General features: G+C 68.9%; 14 protein-coding genes and 1 pseudogene. 6 read left to right on the top strand and 9 right to left on the bottom strand.

All coding sequences use genetic code 11. The annotated features are described in order from the left end of the window. Positions 1-197: 197 nt before the first annotated feature. The 3 genes from Scani_RS18925 to Scani_RS18915 all read right to left on the bottom strand — a co-directional run bounded on the left by Scani_RS18925 (position 198) and on the right by Scani_RS18915 (position 6462). Complete coding sequence (locus Scani_RS18925) at positions 198-2084, bottom strand: alpha-keto acid decarboxylase family protein (RefSeq protein ID WP_159477705.1); 1887 nt, start codon at positions 2082-2084, stop codon at positions 198-200. Next, on the bottom strand, positions 2081-4210 hold the full coding sequence (locus tag Scani_RS18920) for a flavin monoamine oxidase family protein (protein WP_159477702.1): 2130 nt from the start codon (positions 4208-4210) through the stop codon (positions 2081-2083). Before Scani_RS18920 ends, Scani_RS18925 begins: the two co-directional genes overlap by 4 nt. A 1277-nt stretch (positions 4211-5487) precedes the next feature. Further along, the gene (locus tag Scani_RS18915; RefSeq protein ID WP_159477699.1) at positions 5488-6462 is read right to left on the bottom strand and encodes a helix-turn-helix transcriptional regulator; all 975 of its coding nucleotides are present in this window, start codon (positions 6460-6462) and stop codon (positions 5488-5490) included. Positions 6463-6545: 83 nt separating this feature from the next. On the opposite strand from Scani_RS18915, the gene Scani_RS18910 reads away from it, so the two are divergent. Genes Scani_RS18910 through Scani_RS18900 form a run of 3 tightly spaced genes read left to right on the top strand, consistent with a single transcriptional unit; the run spans position 6546 to position 8475 of the window. Beyond that, positions 6546-7289, top strand: coding sequence for an alpha/beta fold hydrolase (locus Scani_RS18910; RefSeq protein ID WP_159477696.1), 744 nt, complete (start codon positions 6546-6548; stop codon positions 7287-7289). Positions 7290-7336: 47 nt separating this feature from the next. Then, positions 7337-7867 (top strand): hypothetical protein, encoded by a 531-nt coding sequence (locus Scani_RS40265; RefSeq protein ID WP_159477693.1) that lies wholly within the window; start codon positions 7337-7339, stop codon positions 7865-7867. Further along, positions 7864-8475 carry a hypothetical protein gene (locus Scani_RS18900; protein WP_159477690.1) on the top strand — a complete coding sequence of 204 codons (612 nt, stop codon included), beginning with the start codon at positions 7864-7866 and terminating at the stop codon, positions 8473-8475. Before Scani_RS40265 ends, Scani_RS18900 begins: the two co-directional genes overlap by 4 nt. 165 nt (positions 8476-8640) lie before the next feature. Here Scani_RS18900 and Scani_RS18895 read toward each other — a convergent pair whose 3' ends face one another. The 5 genes from Scani_RS18895 to Scani_RS18875 form a co-directional block, all read right to left on the bottom strand. Beyond that, positions 8641-9765, bottom strand: coding sequence for an NAD(P)/FAD-dependent oxidoreductase (locus Scani_RS18895; protein ID WP_246296006.1), 1125 nt, complete (start codon positions 9763-9765; stop codon positions 8641-8643). A 401-nt stretch (positions 9766-10166) separates the two neighbouring features. Then, complete coding sequence (locus Scani_RS18890; RefSeq protein WP_159477687.1) at positions 10167-11141, bottom strand: helix-turn-helix transcriptional regulator; 975 nt, start codon at positions 11139-11141, stop codon at positions 10167-10169. A 146-nt stretch (positions 11142-11287) separates the two neighbouring features. After that, a complete protein-coding gene (locus tag Scani_RS18885; RefSeq protein WP_159477684.1) occupies positions 11288-12229 on the bottom strand; it encodes a VOC family protein in 942 nt (313 codons plus the stop codon). A gap of 232 nt (positions 12230-12461) precedes the next feature. After that, entirely contained in the window at positions 12462-13589 is a 1128-nt protein-coding gene (locus Scani_RS18880) for an FAD-dependent monooxygenase (protein WP_246296005.1), read from the bottom strand. Positions 13590-13929: 340 nt separating this feature from the next. Beyond that, complete coding sequence (locus tag Scani_RS18875) at positions 13930-15381, bottom strand: amidase (protein ID WP_159477681.1); 1452 nt, start codon at positions 15379-15381, stop codon at positions 13930-13932. A 122-nt stretch (positions 15382-15503) separates the two neighbouring features. Between Scani_RS18875 and Scani_RS18870 the strand changes: the two genes are divergently transcribed. Continuing rightward, positions 15504-16121, top strand: a complete 618-nt coding sequence (locus Scani_RS18870; RefSeq protein ID WP_159477678.1) for a TetR/AcrR family transcriptional regulator — start codon at positions 15504-15506, stop codon at positions 16119-16121. Positions 16122-16405: 284 nt separating this feature from the next. Beyond that, positions 16406-17512 (top strand): FAD-dependent oxidoreductase, encoded by a 1107-nt coding sequence (locus Scani_RS18865; protein WP_159477675.1) that lies wholly within the window; start codon positions 16406-16408, stop codon positions 17510-17512. A gap of 600 nt (positions 17513-18112) precedes the next feature. Here Scani_RS18865 and Scani_RS18860 read toward each other — a convergent pair. Further along, on the bottom strand, positions 18113-18466 hold the full coding sequence (locus Scani_RS18860; protein WP_159477672.1) for a PaaI family thioesterase: 354 nt from the start codon (positions 18464-18466) through the stop codon (positions 18113-18115). A gap of 199 nt (positions 18467-18665) precedes the next feature. On the opposite strand from Scani_RS18860, the pseudogene Scani_RS41060 reads away from it, so the two are divergent. Further along, positions 18666-18797 (top strand): annotated as a pseudogene (locus Scani_RS41060) (deoxyxylulose-5-phosphate synthase); the annotation flags it as partial. Positions 18798-19046 lie beyond the last annotated feature (249 nt).

The following is a 19046-nucleotide window of genomic DNA, read 5'->3' as shown; positions in this document are numbered from 1 at the left end:
TGGGCCAGCAGGGCCTCGTCGCGCTCGGTCTCCTGGACCAGGGGGACAGGGAAGGACTCCCGCCCCGAACCGCTCAGTCAGGAGCGGACGGACCGCTCATCGCGTGCCCCAGTGCCCCAGTGCCGCAGCGACGCTGTGCCGTCACGGAGTAGACGGTGGCACCGCCGCCGCTCCGGTCCGCCGTTCGCCGGTGCCGGTCATCGTGTGCTTCCTTCGCGCGGTGTGCCGCCGGGCGGCGGACAGTTCTCGGTGATCTTGTACTTGAGCGCCCGGGGGTAGTCGTGCCGCCCGAGCTGCACCCGTACGACGATCGGGCCCTGGTTGATCGTGTCGGTGGGTTCGGCGATGCGTTGGAGCAGGGCGGCGAGTTCGTCGTGCGTGCGGACGCTGAAGCCGTTCATCGGGTGCTTGGCGGAGCCGAAGACCTCCGCAAGCTTCTCGTACCGCCAGGGGTGGAGTTCGTTGTAGAAATCGGCGCCGTCGGAGGGCGGTGTCCCCTCCCTGTAGTAACAGGGTTGGACGAGCATCTGCTCGATGCCGTAGAAGCCCTCGTTGTCCAGGACGAACACCACCGGGCGCAGACCGTGCCGCACATGGGTGGACATCTCCTGGCACGTCTCCTGGAAGGAGCCGTCGCCGACGAAGACCATCGGGCGCTTGTCCGCGTGGCGTCGCGCGAGTGCCACACCGGTAGCCGCGCCGACCGAATAGCCGATGGACAACCAACTGTTCTGTGCCACGTACGAGGCGCGCTCCGCCATCCGCAGATTCATCGAGCCGATCAGCGCGAAAGCGGCGTCGCACACCACCGTGAACGGGTTGGTGCGCGCGTCCGGGGACTCGCTGGTCTGCGCTTCGAGGAAGGAATTGAGGTGCCGGAAGAGGCTGTCGTACGTCACGTTCTGCGGGTACGGGCCGCCGGTCTGGGAGTCCAGGTAGGCGGCGGTGCTGCTGGGGACGTCCAGGCCCTCGTCATGCGCGCGGGTGAAGTAGTCCGCTTCGAAGGCACCGTTTCCGAACTCGGCGACCAGGCGTTCCCGTAAGGCGGGGATGAACCGGGCGAGCTGCACATCGGGGAAGTATGAAGCCCCGACATGCACACCGTCTTGGGCCGCGACGGTCCAGTCGTCGCCGATCGACCGCGCGCCACCGAGGTTCTTCGAGGTGGCCCACGAGCCCAGTCCGATGCGGCAGCCCGCATTGTTGAAGACTTCGGCCACCTCCGGACTGCTGGCCTTGCCGTTGTAGACGCCGGAGAAGCCCGGGGTGTACTCGGAGACCACGGACTTGGCGCCGATGGTGGTGCAGAACGGGATGCGGGTCTCGCGCACCAGCCTCTCGAACTCGTCGGAGAGCCGGAAGCGGTCGATCTCCTCACCGGCCCACAGGATCGGGTTGCGGTGGTGCCGCACCAGCTCCATGCACGCCGTGACCGCCTGGTCGAGCATGCGCTCGTTCTTGGCGGTGACGGGCCGCTCCCGCCGCGTCAGCCGGCCCTGGGGTGCGGGACACCGCGCGTCCCAGACGTCATCCATGACCTCCAGGTAGACCGGCCGACGGTGGGAGAGGCACGCGGTGATCGCGCTGTCGATCTGGGTGGGGGCCAGGCCCGGGTTGGAGATCGCCTGGGCGTCCACCGTCACCTGGCGGTAGACCTCCAGGTTGCTCTCCGGCCGCTGGGACATGTGCGAGGTGAGCAGGCCGATCGCCTGCTGGTTGAGCCACTGTTCGTAGGACGGAGCGGCGTTGATCGCGATCAGCGGCACGTACTCGGCGAAGCCGCCGCCGATCGCATTGAGGAGGTTGAATGCGCCCACGCTGTAGGTGACCGCGACCGCGCCGATGCCCTGCTCACCGAGTTCGATCTGTGCGTCCGCGGACTTCACCCGCGCATACCCGTCGGCGGCCTGACCCGCGCCCCCCTCGGTCGGGGTGCCCACCCAGCGCACCGTGGTCTTCTCGTGCAGGGTCGACAGGAACGGGCCCAGATGATCGCCCGGAACGCCGAACAGATGGGTGATGCCGAGCTGTTCCAGCCTGATGGCCAGGTACTCGGCGACGGTGCAGGTCTGTGAGGTGGTCATGAGGTCACCACGTCCTCTCGCGACGGGGCCGACGGCGTGGCGCCCGCCCGGCGTTCTCGGGGTGCCGCGGTCCGCGCGGCAGCGGCGCTCTCGTACGCCGCGGGGGACTCGTGGACCGTGAGGGCGGCGCGTACGGCCGTTTCCACCGCGCCTTCGATCCAGGCGTGTTTGAGCGAGACGTGCTCACCGGCGAAGTGCACCGGTCCCTCGGCCCGGACCGCGTCGAGATGGAAGCTGGTCATCTGATGCGGGGTGTAGACGGCCGCCTCACCACAGGCGTACGGGTCGCGCAGCCAGCTCTGGGTCTGGCCGGCACCGGTGTAGAAGACCTCGATCCGGCGACCGTGCACCGTCTGGAGGTTGCGCAGGGCGTAGCTGTAGCGCTCGGCGTCGTCGAAGGAGTCCCAGCGGGCCGCGTCGTCCGACCAGGAGTAGCCGGCCAGTACCACGCCTCCCTCACTGCCGGGGACGGGGTGTGAGGGGTAGTACATGAAGCGGTTGGGGTTGTCTGTGGTGGACCCGCCGCCGACGACCTGGGTGGCCGGCCGCATGCCGCCGCGCAGCGAGGAGTTGCGGTAGTACTCCACCTGCTCCCGGCTGATGCGCTTCTCGTCCACGCTCGGATGGGCGCCGAGCAGGCCGGTGGGCAGATTCCGCACGCTGTGCGGCACGGACACCGCGGCCTCGGCCTCGTCCTCGCCCCACTGCTGGTAGTACGCGTACAGACCGGGTGCGATGGCGTCCAGCTCCCGTTTCCAGTCCGCCTCGGTGAACTCCCACCAGCGGCGGGAGAATTCCAGGAGCACCTTGGTGGCCTGGTCGTAGTGCGTCTCGATGACGGCGCGGCGCTTCTTGTAGGAGAACGGAGGGCTCACGGTGGTGAACCGCAGGCTGGAGAAGGGGATGGTGACGATCGCCAGGTCACCGGTCCAGGTCTGCGGCTCTCCGTACGGCTCGCCCTCGGGCACGGTCTGGATGGCGACGGCGGGGCCGCCCGGCCCGGCGAGCCCGCCGTGGTGGCCGTCGCGGCCCGGATCGTAGTACTCCAGCCGGACCATCCGCTGGCCCATCACGATGTGGTCCCGCAGGTCCTTGGCGAGCGCTTCCGGAAGCTGCCGACTGCCGCCCTCGATCTCCCAGTACGTGGCGGCGGGATCGATGTCGCTGCGACCCAGGAAGCTGTGGAAGAACGCGAGGTGCAGCCGTGACGTCATGTTCTCGATCGTCCCGATCGCCTCGATGGCCTCATCGCTGAACCCGGCGTACTCGCGCAGGAAGCGGCCCATCGAATAGCCGTCGAAGTCCCGGATGGCCTCGGCCCAGCCGTCCAGCCACTCCTGGAAGGGCTTGTTGACCCGGGTCCCGTCGCTCTGCAGCACGGAGTAGTAGTCGCGCACCGGCTCCAGTGCCTGATGGACCATCTCGCCGACAGGCATCCGTGATTCGCCGCCGGTGAGGTGAAAGCCCTCGTTGATCGCGGACGGGTCCTTGGCGTACTGGGCGCGCCGTACCTGCGTGCGGTTGGTGCGGATCCAGGTGTTGTTGCGCTTGTCGGGGGCCCGGAACTCGGGGCTGGGGTCGCCGTTCGTCCAGATCTTGCCGTCCTTGAAGGACTTGTAGATCACCGGCGGTAGCGGGGCGTTCTGGTTGCCGGTCGCCGGATCGATGTCGACGTTGAAGAACAGCCGCCGCCTCAGCCCGAGTTTGTCGATCAGCGCCAGGGTCAGCGGATGGAAGCTGGGCAGCCGCATCGCCCCGGCCTCCGCGTACTGCGCGGGGTCGGTGAAGGGCGACGGCTCGCCCTCCTTGGCATGGAAGGTCTTGATCCGGCCGCCGACCCGGTTGGCATTGGCCTCCAGGATCGTCACCTCGTGCCCGGCACGGGTCAGCAGATCACCGGCGACCAGGCCGGCGATGCCTGCTCCGACGATCAGGATGCGCTTGGGGACGGCGGCGGGCTCCAGCCCGTTGTCGATCAGTACGTCGAGGTAGCGCAGCTTGAGGTCCTCATTGGCCGGCTCGGGGCCGACCAGCAGCAGCTCGCGGGCGAGCTGCTGATAGGTCTTCTCGGTGGCGCGTTCGGCTCCGGTGTGCTCACGGCGGAGTCCATGGCGGGTGTCGTTCATGACCGTTCCTCGGTGCTGGTCATTTTTCTCCTTCGCTGGTGCTTGAGGTGCTTCGGAGCGTCGGGGGCTGCACGCAAAAGCGCATACGGCTCCTGACACGTTGACTTGGTGAGGGACGCGGAAAGGGAACAAGGGCACGCCAGAGGCAGCCGGCGCACGGCTGGTGGCGGCTGGTGGCGCCAGCCCAGCACCGAATGAACCACCTCGCAGAAGCACAGGCGACAAACGGAGCACCAGGTCACTCGAAACGGCGAGTTCGCCTCGAATCCGGTGTATGACGTGGCGCACCGATCATGTCGGGGAGATGCGGGCTCCGCTGCTCGTCGGATCCCCTGCCGGCAGCGAGCGCACCCGGAGGGAAAGAAGGCACGTGACGGTCATCGACCCAGGTCAGGCGCCTTCAGCGGTCACGCGGAAGGCCGGTGCGGTACCAGCGCGCCATACGGTCCGATGCGGAGCGTCCCGGCACCGATGAGCGGTCCGAGGGGTCGGCCGATGAGACCGGGGGGAGACGCGGGAGGTAGAGCGGGTGGTCGACCGGCGGTCTTCTCTGCCACGTTCTTGTGTTCACATCAGCAGCGGCTTCGAGGCCTCGGGACTCGTGCACACCGGGGCCGACGGGCGCCTCCGAGTCCGACGGGTACCTCCGAGTCCGGCGGGACCTCCGGCCGTAGGACCCGTCGGCGGTCAGGCGGAATCAGACGCGTCACGACGAAGTGTCACCGCAAGGCGCTCCGCGATTCATCAAGGGCAACTTGGCCATGATGGCCGGAAGTTACGCGACGCTCGCCATCCAGCTCCCGCTGTTCCTCTCCGGCCAGGCCGTCGCCTTGGCACGTCCGAACCGGAGGCCTGGGCGACGCCTCCCTGGGGATTCCGGCAACGCCACGCGTGTGGGGCGGACCGCATCAGTCTGATGAGGTTCTCCGCGGGCGGCCGGTTGGCCGGCTGGCCTTGCGGCACTTGCCTCCGGTTGCCGCGTAGGCACTGCTCGTCCGTAGCGGTGGGCGCCGATTTGCTGAACTGCTGAATCGCTGTCCGAACCATGCGGGCAGCCAACTCGACGTGTGAAGCGATCCCTGGACAGCCCGCGCGCTCTCCTCGACGGGGATCTGAGGGGTAGCACGCCCAGGGGGAACGACCACTGCTGGGCATCCGAGCGTTCGATGCCCTGCGGGTGAGCGGGTGAGCGGGTGAGCGGGTGCGGGTGAGCCGTGCACCGCACGCTCCGCCAGCGGGCCCGGCCGGTCAGCGCTGCCCAGGTTCGATGATGCGGTCTACTTCGGAGGGTCCCCGGCGGGTCGTTCGGCGGCGGCCGTGAGCTGTTGTGCCAGGTCTTTGAGCGAGCGGCGCAGTTGGTCGGGGCTGTGGACGGTGAAGGGCCATTCCAGCGAGGCGAGCAGGCGGGCCACGCTGTCCAACTCTGCGGCTTGCGCGCGCATCAGTACGCCGGTGGGTGTGGCGGTGAGGGTGGCGATCGTACGTGGCAGTCGGCGCGCGATGTCCTCGATGGGGCCCTCGATCAGTACCTCGACCCGCCACGGCGCGGGGGTCCGGGCCAGGGATGCGGTGAGGTGGGTCACCGGGTCGAAGTCGTCGGGGGCGGTGAACGTCGCCGCACCGGGCGTGGCGGAGGCGATCCGGTCGATGCGAAAGGTGCGCAGGCCGTCCCGGAGGTGGTCGTGACCGACGAGGTACCAGCACCCGGAATGGAAGACCACGCCGTACGGGTCGACCTCGCGCTCCGTGTGTTCCCGGTGCCATGAGCGGTAGCGCAGGCCGACGGTGCGACCGGAGTGGCATGCCTGCGCCAGGGTCAGCAGGACGCCCGCTTCGGGGGCCTGCGCGAGCACGGTGTCGGTGGTGAAGGACAAGGTCTCCCGCATGGCGGCCAGCGGTGCACGCAGCGGATCCGGGAGCACTCGTTCGATCTTGGCAAGGGCGCCGGCGCCGGCGGGAGCGGCGGTGCTCATGCCCAGGCGGTCCCCGGCCAGCAGCCCCAGCATGATCACGAGGGCTTCTTCGTTGGTGAGCATCAGTGGTGGCATCCGGTAGCCGCGGGCCAGTCGGTAGCCACCGAAGCGGCCTCGCTCCGATTCCACCGGGAGCCCCAGCTCGCGCAGACGTGCCGCGTAGCGCCGCACCGTGCGCACATCGGTCCCCAGGCGGTCCGCCAGCTGTGCACCGGTCAGGCCTGGGTGCGTCTGGAGGAGTTCCAGCAGGGCCAGTACGCGGGTCAGGGGGTATGGCATGGATCACTCGGCATTTCAGGGCGGAAACTGTCCTGTATGGACTCTACTCTCGCCGCAACCCCTTAAATCCAAGGAGAAAACGCATGACTACCTTCGTACTCGTCCCTGGTGCCTGGCTCGGAGCCTGGGCGTGGGAGGACACCGCGCAGGCGCTGCGGGAGCGCGGCCACCGGGCGCTGCCGGTGACGCTGACCGGCCTGGGCGAACGATCCGCCCTTGCCACCCCGGAGGTGGGCCTGAACACGCACATCGACGACATCACCGCGTTCGTGGTGGAGCAGGACCTGTGCGAGGTCACCCTCGTCGCGCACAGCTATGCGTCGGTTCCCGTCACCGTCGCCGCGGGCCGCCTCGGGACGCGCCTGGAACGGGTCGTCTATCTGGACAGCGCTCCCTTTTCCGAGGGTATGTGCCTGCTCGACGTCATGCCGGAAGACGTGGTGAACCGACTGCGCCGGCAGGTTGCCGAGCACGGAGACGGCTGGCGGCTGCCCTTGCCGCCCGTCGACCTCCTGCGCATGTTCAGCTCCCTCGAAGGTCTCGACGAGGGCCGGCTCGACCTCATGCGCACCCGGGCCACGCCCCAGCCTTTTCGCACCTTCCAACAGGGGCCGACCCGCCCCGGTGAGCTCGGCCCCGAGGTCGACCATGTGGTGGTTGCCTGCAACGACGCCCAGGCCCTGCTGGATGCCGGGATGCCGGCGCTGGCCTTCCTCAACCAGTCACCGTGGCGGCGCTTCCACCTGCCCACCGGACATTGGCCCATGCTGTCCATACCCGCCGAACTCGCCAAGACCCTCGACGCAGTCGTCTCTTCCGGACACTGACACCATGGCCTGCTCCGCCCGCTTCTTGGCCCATGAAGCGGCGGGGCTTGCTCCGTGTCAGCCGGCTTCGGCTGCTGTTCGGTCGCTCGATGGCGGTGCGGGTGGCGTCGGGCCGTGCAGCGCCCGGCCGACGGTCGGTGGTCGGCGAACCGGCGCCGGCGGTGAGCCGTCCGCCCCGACTGTCCAAGCGGCGTGAGGAGTTGCCGTCGGGTGCAACCCGAGGTGGCGACAAAGATGATCGCCGCCAGCACCTCCCGGTCCCTGTACGGCCACCGCCCGCCGCCCGCCGCCCGCCGCCCTGCGGTGGCGAGGCGCGGGATGCGCCGCGCGCGGAAAGAACTCCAGCGGAGGGCTCCCTGAAGGACGATGCGCACCTCCGCAGCATCCAGTCATGCTCATGCGTCGCCATCAAGACTGGCGGCAGCCCCAAGCAGGTCCGCTTCACCGTCATCGTCCAGTACGCCCGCTACACCAAGGACAAGAAGTACGACGCCGGCAAGGGACAGAAGATCGGCGTGGTCAACGCCTTCTGCCGCAATCAGCCCGACAACAAGTGCCCCGCTTGGATGAACCAGTGACCGACCCCGAAGACCGACAGCAGCAGGCGGTCATCAGCCGCTTGCTGCTGGACCACCTCAACGCACCCATCGCCGAAGGCTGCCGAGTGCGCGGTGTCCTGCCTGCTCCCGGCGCCGTACGCATCGCCATCCACGCCGGGGACGACGAGGACGGCGACACCTTCCTCTACGAGATCCCTCACGACGCCGTGGCCCCCGCCTACCTTCCCGGAATCCTGCGCACCACCCTGGCGGGCACCCAGATCTACAGCAGCGACGACATCAGCGACGCCATGGGAATGACCCTCATCCGTCTCCACCCGGAGAAGATCACCCCGGAACCGGAGCCCGAACAGGGCCTGGCGCTCAACGTCCTGCGCGCCCTCTCCGATCCCGGCGACGATGAGAACCCCTTCCTGATCGGCTTCCTGATGAGGGGCAATAATCGGCTTCGCCTGTACGTGCAGCATCCTGACGGCACCGGCATCATCGGCGCCGACATCCACCTGACCGATGCGCTCACCGCGCTGATTGCCTCGCTCCCCTCCCTCGTCGAGGAAGAGGAACGCCACCAGCCGGCCCCGGATGATCCGCACTGCGATCTCGTCGTGGACCTGACCGACTGGTAGAGCCAGCGACTGTCGGCTCCGCCGACCCGATCAGGCTGACCGGGCGAAGCTGACATAGAGCCCCCATCAGGCTGGCCGGGGGCGCTGTGGCAGCTCCGCCTCGGCCCCCCACCGGCATCGTCGGGAACTGCGCCGGCTGTTCGGTACCGGCGTCTCCACACGCTGTCACTGGGGGAACCGCTCCGGGCGGAAGTCCGCAAGCATCTCGTCCCTCTTCCCGCTGAGGATCTCCGAAGCAAGCAGCCGGCCGATCACCGGCCCGAGCGTGATGCCGCTGTGGGAGACGGCCTCGTAGTAGCCCGGCACAGACGGTAGCGCTCCCACCGAGGGGAATCCGTCGGCTGGGATGGGCCGGTGGGCTACCCGTGTCTGTGCGATGACGGAGTTGCCGAGTTCCGGAACGACGTGCCGCGCCGATTCGTGGAGCAGCCGTGCGAGTTCCGCTGGAGCTTCACCTGTGTCGATGAGTGCGTCGATCTCGCGGCTGTGGAGGACCACCGAAGCGTCTCCGTCAGGACGGATCTCGATGTGGGGCGCGTGCATGGCCCGGTGAACCGGGACCCGAGCACACCCGATCCGGGTGACGACACCAGGTTCCCGGCGCATCGGTAAGTGCCGGCCGATGAGCCCGGCGACCCGGGAGGCGCCGGGCCCTGCTGCGTTCACGACGGCGTCGATGTCGAGACAGCTCCCATCCGACAGAATCACCGTCCGAATGCTCCCGTCGGCGCCGACGCCGATGTCGCAGACCGCGGTGCCGAGCCGGTGCTCGGCACCGCAGTCAACGGCTCGGCCGACCAGGCGGCCGACGAGATGCCGTCCGTGCACCCATGCCTCGTCGGGGTAGAACAGGACCGGAGTCTTGTCGGGCACAGTGAGAGCTGGTTCGAGGCGACGGCGCACCTCGGCCCCCGTCCACACCTCGACCCCGTAGTCCCAACTAGCCAGCAGATCGGCTGTTTCCAGGTGCTTCGCCTCCGTTGCGGGGTCCCCGGCCCAGCGCAGGTGGCCGCCGGGATGCCACCATGAGTCTGGCCCGATGATCTCTGCAAGCTCGCGGTACGCCGCCATGCCCGCAACGTTCAGGTCGAAGTAGGTCCTGCGCTCGGTCTTGTTGCTGGCGTTGACCCACGAGAAAGACCAGTTGGTGACTCCTTCGCCCGGCCGGCCCGCGTCGATGAAGACCACCTCGGCCCCGTGCCGCGACAGGTTCCAGCCCACGCCGGCTCCGAGAATGCCCACTCCGATGACGGCAACACGTTCAGGCCGCTGTACGCGCCCCACGCTCACGAACGCCCCCTTCCGGGATCACGGGCGAACTCACGCTTCCAGCATGCCATCATCCCGTTCGGCGACGAGCGCGCGATAAGCGTGCATGTCAGGCTCGGCCCACAGACGCAGTCTCAGTCGAGCCGTCGCAATGGATCAGGTGAGATGGACGATCGCAGTCTGTCGCGACAGTGCCGATGGCCGCTGCTGCCCGCCGTCTCTCGCCGTCACTGCCGGGGAGCGGGGGGCTGCACCCAGCTCGAGCCCGGCATGGAGAAGATCCGCGTGCCCACGGGCTGGGCCCGGCCGCCCGCGTCGACGCCCGTACATCGTGGAGGAGTCGGGGGAGTCCGTCCGCGGTGTATGAGGGATGCGGGTCTGATGGCGGGCCCGTTCGAGGACGCGGGCAGGAGGCGGTGGTGCTACCGGCGGACTGCGGTGTCGGAGGGTAGCTCGTTGAAACGACTGTGGTAGTCGCCGGCGAAGCGGCCGAGGTGGGAGATGCCCCACCGGTAGGCGATGGTGCCGAGGTTGTCGGTGGTGTTGAGGATGTCCTGACGGATCCGGTCCAGCCGCAGGTTGCGTACGTAGGACATGGGTGACAGGCCGAGCCGGTCGCGGAATGCGGAGCTGATGGTCCGCGGGGCGCAGTCGGCGGCTTTGGCGATGTCGCCGAGGGCGATGTGCTCGGTGAGGTTGGCTTCGATGAACGCGAGCGCTGCGCGCAAGGAGCGCGGGTGGCCAGGCTGAGGACCGTCTCGCAGCTCGCCGGTGTGCGAGTGCGGCTGGGCCAGGAGCAGTGCGGTGACGATGCAGCGCAGTTGGCTGCGTTGGAGTTCCGGACGCTGGAACAGGGGGTCTCCCGAGTCCAGTTGCTCCAGGAGGGAGCGGATCAGCAGCAGCACCGCCCGGCCCTTGGGCCTGGCCAGGTCGAGGGCGAAGCCGAAGCGGACGGTGGACACCGGAGGGCGTCCGGTCAGTGCGGTGAATTCCTGGTCGACCAGGGCGGCGTCGATCCGAAGGCCCAGGAAGCGTGAAGGGGTGAGACGTGCGGGGCGCAGTTCCTGGGTGTCTCCGGGGTTGACGACCCCGGCCGTGGCGGTGTCGAGGAGGGTGTTCAGGCTCCCGCAGGATGCGGCGATCGCGCCGGACACGCCGATGTTGACGAAGTAGGAGCTGCGTCCTCCCGCCGAGGAGACGCGTACGTCGAGCGGCGAGGCGAAGTAGCCGACGGCGAAGTCGCGCGCGGCCACCCCGCGCAGTTCGTGATCTCCCTTGCGCAGGCCGTCCAGCGGCGACGTGGCGATGGAGCCGCCGAACAGGCGGGTGGTGGCGTTCAAGAGGTCGACGGGGTTGGGGGATTTGGTAATGAGGAAGTTGCGCAGCGGAGCCGGCACGCGTTCACCTCCCTTGGGGTGGCCGCCACGGTGTGTGATGCGGGCGACCGGGACTTGCAGTCAGTGTGTCACCGCTGTTGGTCCGTCAGGGGTTTGGTCGGCAGCCGTTCTGCGTCCGCAGGTGACGCGGCCCCGCGGGGTGATGCTCATATCGGCGGGGCCACGAACAGTCCGGGGTCGACGTCGTTGTGGGACTTGGCGGCGATGAACTCGTCCATCTCGTTGGCCGTGCCCCATTGATCCGCGTTGGCGGGCTCGCGAAGGTCGTAGAGGTGGGGGTGCCAGGTGTCCTCGTCCAGGACCTCCAGCTCGGTGGTGTACTCGACGGTGTTTCCGGCTTGGTCGAGGAAGTAGCTGAAGGTGTTGTCACCGGCGCGGTGTCGCCCTGGTCCCCACAGTCGCTCGATGCCCAGGCGCCGCATCCGGCCGGTGCCGCGCATGAACTCGTCGATGCCGCGCATCTCGAAGGAGGCGTGGTGGAAGGCCGCGTGCGGCCCGCGGACGATGCCGAAGCTGTGATGGAAGGTGTTGCACCGCAGAAACCACATGACCTCACCACGGCTGCCGAGGCACATGGTGTCCGAGAGGCGGAACCTCAGGTGCTTGATGTACCAGGCGACCGTGGCCTCGGGTGTGGGGGAGTTCATCAGCACGTGTGACAGCCGTACGGGGATCGGCTCGCGGGCTTCGATCTGGCGGTGCTGTCGTGGTGTGACGTCGGCGGACACCTCCACGACGCGGCCCTCGTTGTCGAAGAAGCGGACTGCGTACCCACCCCCGGGGGTGGTAACCGGTTGCGGCTCACTGATCAACTGCACGCCCTGGCCGACAAGTTGCGCGGCCAGGGTGTCGACATCGGCGGCCGTGGCGGCGCCGAAGGCGATGAGGTCGGTGCGCTTGTGCGCTTCCCGGCGCAGCCGCACGACGTACTGCTCCGGGGAGCCTTCGGCTGCCAGGAACGAGACACCGGTGTCGCCTGCGATCTCCGTCAGCCCCCACAACTCGGTGTAGAACTGACGCTGCTCGGCGAAGTTGGGCATGGCGACATCGATGTGCCGCAGGTGGGTGATCGGACTGCCGTCTCTCATAATGCACTCCCTCATGCTGCTGCGCTGGGTCGAATGAGGTGCTGTGTATGCCAGTTGAGGGCGATGGGGGGCGGTACGGGGCCCTGGCCCCTGTGGCCGCCGGGGAACATCCGGCCCGTCTGCGGCCCCGTGCTCAACCAGGCGGAGATCGGCCGAAGCGTTCTGCAGGTCGTCCTTCTCTCCTCGCCCGCCGTGCACGGCGGGCGGCTGACGCGCTGTGCCCGCGGCATGGTCATACGGGCTCGGCCATCTGCCGGTGACACGCATCGACCAGCGGGTACGCCTCGTGGTGGCGCTGCGCCTGTTCCAGGTCGGCGATCGCCACCGAGGTCTCCACGAGAGTCCGGCACCGCTGTGTGCGCCGGCTGACGAACGCATCGAGCCCGGCGCCGATCGACCTGTGGCACTCGAGCTCCTGGGCCAGCACCGCCCCGTCCTCGATGGCCAGGGCAGCGCCGCTGGCCATCTGCGGCGCGGGTGCGTGCGCGGCGTCACCGATGACCACACTGGAGCCCCGGTTCCAGGCGCCGTCCAAGAACGCCGTCAGCACCGGGCGACGTACGACCGACTCGGCCACGGCCGCCAGGGAGCGGATCTCCTCCACCCGGCCAGGGAAGGCAGCCAGCAACTTCCATAGACGCGGGACGAGTTCGTCGTCGGGCAAGATGCTCTGCTCCACTCCGTTCTCCGTCAAGAACACATACGCCCGGCTGTCCGAGATGGGCACGAGCCCCGCCGTGTTGACCTTCCCGGCGAACTGATGCACCCCGGTGGCCCATGGCGGGCGGGGCACCAGAGCCCGCCAGACCATCTGCCCGTGGTACGCGACCGCGGTCTCAAGGCCCAGCAGATGCCGTACCGATGAGCGGATCCCGTCCGCACCCACCAACAGCGCGACCCGCCGGAGCGTCCCGTCCGACATCCGCACGCGGACCTGTTCCCCCTCCTGGTCCACCGCAGCGACGGTCAGCCCGTGGTGCACCTCCACGCCGCACCGATCGGCCTGCTCACGCAGCGTCCGGTACAGCGCGGGGCGCGCCATACCGACCATCGCGGGCCGCTCGGCGCCGATCAGACGCGGCAACCGGACCTCGTCCGTAAGCGCGCCGTCCACATCCACATGCGTGATCACACTCATTCCGTAGCCCGCAGCCAGACACGGGTCGGCCAGCCCCAGCTCGTCCAGCGCACGGAGCGAAGGACCGGTCAGACACAACCCCCAGCCGGACGTCGCTCCGGCCGACCCGATCTCGGCGATCTCGACCTGCCACCCCCTGCGTGCCAAAGCCGACGCCGCGGTCAGACCGGCCATGCCAGCACCCACGATCAAGGCCGTCCGCGCACCGCGATAGCTCTCCATGTATGCCTCCTGAGCGCTGAGTTCTTCGAAACCCTAAGAAGCGCGGAGGCTTCGCCCTATCCGGATCGGGAGGTGACTATCCGCTCTCAGCAAGTGATTGACGCAGTGCCTCCGGCGGGTGCTCCTGGAGGCTGCTCTCACCGCTGAACCGGGGCGGTACGTGCGGCAGGCCGGCCCGCATCTGCCGCAGTCAGTCAGACGGCATCGGTTACTGACCCCCCAGCAGTTCGACCGCCACAGGGTCTGAGCTCCGGGTCCAACACCCCCTCCCACCACAGCGCCGACGACGGTGCTGCGGCCCCAAACCCTTTCCCCGGTGAGCCGGGGCCGGCGGCGGGGTTCAGGCGGCCGGGAGTGTACCGGCCCAGACGGGGGGCGTGCGCTGTGCCCAGGGAGCGGCCTTCTCCAGTTGTCCGGCAAGGCGGAACAGAAGGTCTTCCCGCCCGAACCCGGCGGCGAACTGGAGGCCGATGGGTATGCCGGTGACCGGATCGGCCGCCAGCGGGACCGACATGGCGGGGGTGCCGGCGACGTTGAAGGCTGCGGTGAACGGGGACCTGTGGAACAGGTGTTCCAGCCAGCCCCGGCCGTCCGCCCCCTCCGCTCCGTGGTGGTAGGTGCCTGTGGCTACGGGAAGTTCGGGAAGGGTGGGTGTCAGCAGTACGTCGTGACGGTCGAAGTGCGCGCCGATCGACCGGGCGACCCGGTTGCGTACCTCGAGGGCCTGCACGAACTCCGCACCGCTCACCCGGCGTCCCCAGGTGTAGCTCGCCAGCATCTCGGGCTCGACGGTCGTCTCGTTCACGGGGCGGCCGAACGCCTCGGCGAAGCCGTCGATCCAGGTCACCAGGTTGGCTGTCCACAGTCGGGCGTTGGCGAGGACGAACTCCTCCCAGCTCACCCCGAGGTGCACGCCGGTGGGTTCAATGCGGTGACCGAGCGAGTCGAGCAGGCTGGCGGCGGCCAGGGTGGCTTCGTGTACGGCCGGTTCCACGGCGCGTCCGTTCCAGGGCGTGGTGAGCAGTCCGATGCGCAGTCGCCCGGGGTCGCGGGTGCTCTCCTCGGCGTACGGGCGTCGGGGAGGTGCCGCGAAGTAGGGGTCGCCGCTTTCGGGGCCCTGGATGAGGTCGAGGAGCGTCGCGCTGTCGCGCACGGTCCGGCTGAGGGCGCCGTGCACGGCCAGGCCGTTGAAGACCTCGTCGGCGTCCGGCCCCATGGAGACGCGGCCGCGGGTGGGTTTGAGTCCGAACAGCCCCGTACTTGCGGCGGGGACACGGATCGACCCTGCCGCGTCGGTGGCGTGTGCGAGGGGGGTGATGCCGGCGGCGACGGCTGCGGCCGACCCGCCGCTGGAGCCCCCCGGCGTCCTGGTGAGGTCCCAGGGGTTGCGGGTCGCTCCGTGCAGGACCGGCTCCGTGGTGGTGCTGTAGGCGAATTCGGGGGACGCCGTACGGCCCAGCGTCACCAGGCCGGCCCGCCTGAACCGTCGCATGAGGAACGAGTCCGCCGCTGCCACATTGCCGGCGGCGAGGCGGCTGCCCAGTTCGACGCGCTTGCCCTTCATGGCCACGGCCAGATCCTTGATGAGGAACGGGACACCGGCGAGCGGTGTGCTGCCCGGACCCGGTGCGTCCTCGGCCGGCCAGTTCTCCACGACGGCGTTGATGCGGGGATTGACGGCAGCCATCGCGTCCTGGGCCGCGGAGGTCAGTTCCGCGGTGGTGACGTCTCCTCGTGCGACGAGCTCGGCCAGCCCCACGGCGTCGTACTGGGTGTATTCGTGCAGCTTCACGATGCTCCGCCTCACGTTGGTCCGATCGGTCCCGCGTGATACTGATCGGTATCGTTCGGGGTTGGTCGGTAACGTAGCATGGGCGGAGAGCGGCCGGCGACGGTGACCGAAGTGAGGCGGAGATGGCGAGCAGCACCCCAAGGCCCGGGCGGGACACCAGAGTTGCCCGGCTGCCCCCGCGTGAGCGCATCCTCGACGCGGCCGAGGAGCTCTTCCTGCGCGAGGGCATCAGGGCCGTCGGGGTCCAGGCCATCGCCGAGCAGGCGAAGACCACGAAGATGGCCCTGTACCGGCACTTCGCCACCAAGGACGCCCTGATCGAGGAGTGGCTGAGAATCGTCGCAGCGGGGTACTCGACCGCCTTCGACCGGACGGAGGCCGAGCACCCCGGCGACGGCCGGGCCCAAGTCCTCGCCGTGACGCACTTCATCGCCGAGGGGTTGCCGGACGTCGCGCAGCGGGGCTGTCCCTTCGTCAACTCCATCGCCGGCCTGCCCGACCGGGAACACCCGGCCCGCCGGCTGATCGAGGACCACAAGGCCACCCAGCGGCGCCGGCTCACGGACATGTGCGAGAGGGCCGGTCTGCGGGATCCCGACGAGGCCGCCGCGGAGATCACCTTCCTCATGGAGGGTGCTCAGATCAGTGCCCAGAACGGGAGCGTCGACCGTGCGGGGGAGCGGCTTGTCGCTGCGGTCGAGGCCGTCCTGGACCGAGGCGGGACGGTCGGCGCACGCTGAGCCGACGCCGACGCCGACGCCGGCACCCGGGGGCCAACCTGGCGGCGCACCCGTCCCCCGCTCGCTGATCACCTACGACCAGAGCCTCCGGGGAGCCCGGACGGCTTCAACGACGGGGTGCGGCGTGGGGGAGCGAACGACCGGTTTCGGCCTTCTCGCGCTCGCGGCGCCCGTCGGCTCGGTACCGGCACACGAAATTTCGAGGATGCTCGTTCGTGGCTGTGCTTTCTTGGTCGTGTGCCGGGCTTGCCGGCAACTCATCCACCTTTCGAGGGGACAGCCCCATGAACTCCGCTCACGCCCGTATCGCGGTCGTCGGCGCCGGCCTCGGCGGCCTTGCCTTAGCCCGTGTCCTGCAGCTCCACGGCCGCTCCGTCACCGTCTTCGAACGTGAGGCTGCCACCGGCGCCCGCCCCCAGGGCGGCAGCCTGGACATCCACGGCGGCTCCGGTCAGGTCGCCCTGCGCGCGGCGGGGCTGCTCGACCGGTTCCGTGCCCTGGCCCGCCCCGAAGGCCAGGTGTGGCGTGTGGTCGACCCCGTCACCGCCACCACACTGCCCGTCCCGGGGCCCGAACACGACGAGGACAGCCCGGAGATCGACCGCGGCCAGCTGCGCGGCCTGTTCCTGGAATCCCTCACCGAGGACACCGTCAGGTGGGGCTGCGCCGTCACCCGCGCCACCCCGCTCGGGGACGGCTCCTGGCGGCTGCTCCTCGACGACGGCACCACCGAGGACGCCGACCTGGTGGTCGGCGCCGACGGCGCCTGGTCGCGCATCCGCCCGGCTCTGTCGGACGCCACACCCGGCTACACCGGAGTCACCCTCGTCGAGACCGGTCTCGACGACTGTGACACCCGCCATCCTGCCCTCGCACGCATGGTCGGCAACGGCACCGTGCTGGCGACGGCCGCCGGCAAGGCCCTGCTCGCCCAACGCAACAGCAACGGCCACATCCGCGTCTATGCCACCTTCCGCACCCCGGAGAACTGGCAGGTGGCCGCCGACGTGGACCTCGACGACGCGGCAGCCGTGCGCGCGCATCTGCTGAAGATGTTCGACGGCTGGGACGAGAGCCTGCTCGACCTCCTGCGGCACCACGACGACGGCTTCGTCAACCGGCCCGTGTTCGTGCTGCCCGCCCCGCACACCTGGGAACACGTCCCCGGCATCACCCTGCTGGGCGACGCCGCGCACTTGATGCCCCCGGTCGGGCTCGGTGCGAACCTCGCCCTGCTCGACGGCGCCGACCTCGCCCACGCCCTCATCACCGAATCCAGCATCGACGACGCCGTCCGCGCCTACGAGGACCTCATGCTGCCACGTGCGGCCCGAGCCGCCGAGGACAGCGCCGAAGTACTCGACAACGTCATTCCCCCGACGGGCTCCTGAGCAGGCCGCGGGGACAGGGCTCTTGGGTACGGGCGGACGGCGCACTCCGGCCGTCCGTACCGCCGTGGCCAGACGCCGGTACCGCCGTGGTCGGAGCGTGTCGGTCACCCGCTGGTGACCGGCGGGCTGGAGCGGGCCGGGCTGCCCCGGTCCGGCAGGGGGTGGTTGCGCTGGGGCATTAAGACCAGCGTCGTGAAGAGCGGGGCGCGCAGAAGGTCCATTTCCCTGAACACGCTCATAACTCGCCCCGGAATTCCGTCCAGTGGCAGCCAGGTACTGCGGCCCCGTCTCGACGCGTGAACCGTCCGCCCGTCCGGCAGAGAACTATGCGGCCGGCTACAGCCCGGATGCGAGCAGAGCCGCATTCGGGACGTCCCACAGCGCACACAGTGATTCGAGGAAGTCTCCACACCCTGCTCGATCTGCTTGCTGTGCGAAGCGTCCATGACGGATGAGACGGCCTTGATCACATTTGCTTCGTGTTGCTGCTCGGCACCATCCTCACCCCCGTGCTCCGCCATGTAATGCATCTCCGACTCCTCGACGTCGGCCTTGTAGCGGCCGGAGTCGATGAGTCCGCTTTTCTCGCCCGGGATCGGATCAGGGGCTGCAGGCCACGTTTCGCTCCAGTGGCCGGATATAGGTCAGGGTGTGGTGGGATACGAGCTTTCCGGCGGTGTCTGTCGTGTCGGCGGTGCCGTAGACGACCAAGCGGCCGGGCCGGACGATCGTTGACTCGCAGACCAAATCGGTGCGCGCCGGGCCGAGGAAACTCGTCGTCATCTGCTGGGTGACGGACGGATCGTCCTCGCCGAACAGTGACATGACCGCGATCCAGCAGGTCACATCGGCGAGTGTCATCGCGCACCCGCCCTGGAGGACGCCGCCGGGGCGGAAGAGTTCCGGGCGCTGGCGTAACGAGACCTTTGCCCGGCCCTTCCCGACAGCTTCCACCTTGAATCCCACCAGGGGCCGAACGGGCTGTTATCGAGGACGGCTTGAGCTGCGTCGATATCCATCATCGACCCAACATAGCAACGTCACATATGTCGACGCGCAGATCTGGCGGAGCAAGAATCACGAGTATTCAAGCCCAATGCATGTGTCGCACAGGGCACTTGTTCGGCATGTGCCTATGTGACAGCTCTCGTGCTTCAGCCCATTCTGCTGCGGAGGCCCCGGATACCGGCCCCGAACGCTGCGCGTCGTGAAGGAACGGATGACATTCGCTCGGCGCGGCGGTACGTCGGTCGCCGAGGCGCTCGTACGCCGTGATGTGCCATGACGACCAACGAACGCTCAGCCGGCCGGTTCGAACGCTCAGCCCGCCGGTTCGAGCGCTCACGGGCCAACTCAAGCGCTCAGTCCCACGTCTCAGTCACGCGTCTGGTTCCAGGTCCTCACGCACGCCACCGCCTCTGGAAGCCGAGCGCCACATAGTCGATGCCGGTGAACTCCACCAGCGTGACCACCCTGGTCAGCCGGGCTGTGCCGTGCATCTCCTCCCGCGTGACCGGCCTTCCGATATCAGCAC

Origin of the sequence: Streptomyces caniferus (genome assembly GCF_009811555.1) — a bacterium.
Lineage (GTDB): Bacteria > Actinomycetota > Actinomycetes > Streptomycetales > Streptomycetaceae > Streptomyces > Streptomyces caniferus.
Note: the sequence above shows the minus strand (reverse complement) of the source record. Positions and strands in the feature narration are given on the sequence as shown.

Bases quoted from the DNA above. Each gene is read 5' to 3' on its own strand.
- Scani_RS18885 (WP_159477684.1), bottom strand. From the start codon at position 12,229: ATGAGAGACGGCAGTCCGATCACCCACCTGCGGCACATCGATGTCGCC.
- Scani_RS18880 (WP_246296005.1), bottom strand. From the start codon at position 13,589: ATGGAGAGCTATCGCGGTGCGCGGACGGCCTTGATCGTGGGTGCTGGC.
- Scani_RS18925 (WP_159477705.1), bottom strand. From the start codon at position 2,084: ATGACCACCTCACAGACCTGCACCGTCGCCGAGTACCTGGCCATCAGG.
- Scani_RS18870 (WP_159477678.1), top strand. From the start codon at position 15,504: ATGGCGAGCAGCACCCCAAGGCCCGGGCGGGACACCAGAGTTGCCCGG.
- Scani_RS18910 (WP_159477696.1), top strand. From the start codon at position 6,546: ATGACTACCTTCGTACTCGTCCCTGGTGCCTGGCTCGGAGCCTGGGCG.
- Scani_RS18915 (WP_159477699.1), bottom strand. From the start codon at position 6,462: ATGCCATACCCCCTGACCCGCGTACTGGCCCTGCTGGAACTCCTCCAG.
- Scani_RS18920 (WP_159477702.1), bottom strand. From the start codon at position 4,210: ATGAACGACACCCGCCATGGACTCCGCCGTGAGCACACCGGAGCCGAA.
- Scani_RS18865 (WP_159477675.1), top strand. From the start codon at position 16,406: ATGAACTCCGCTCACGCCCGTATCGCGGTCGTCGGCGCCGGCCTCGGC.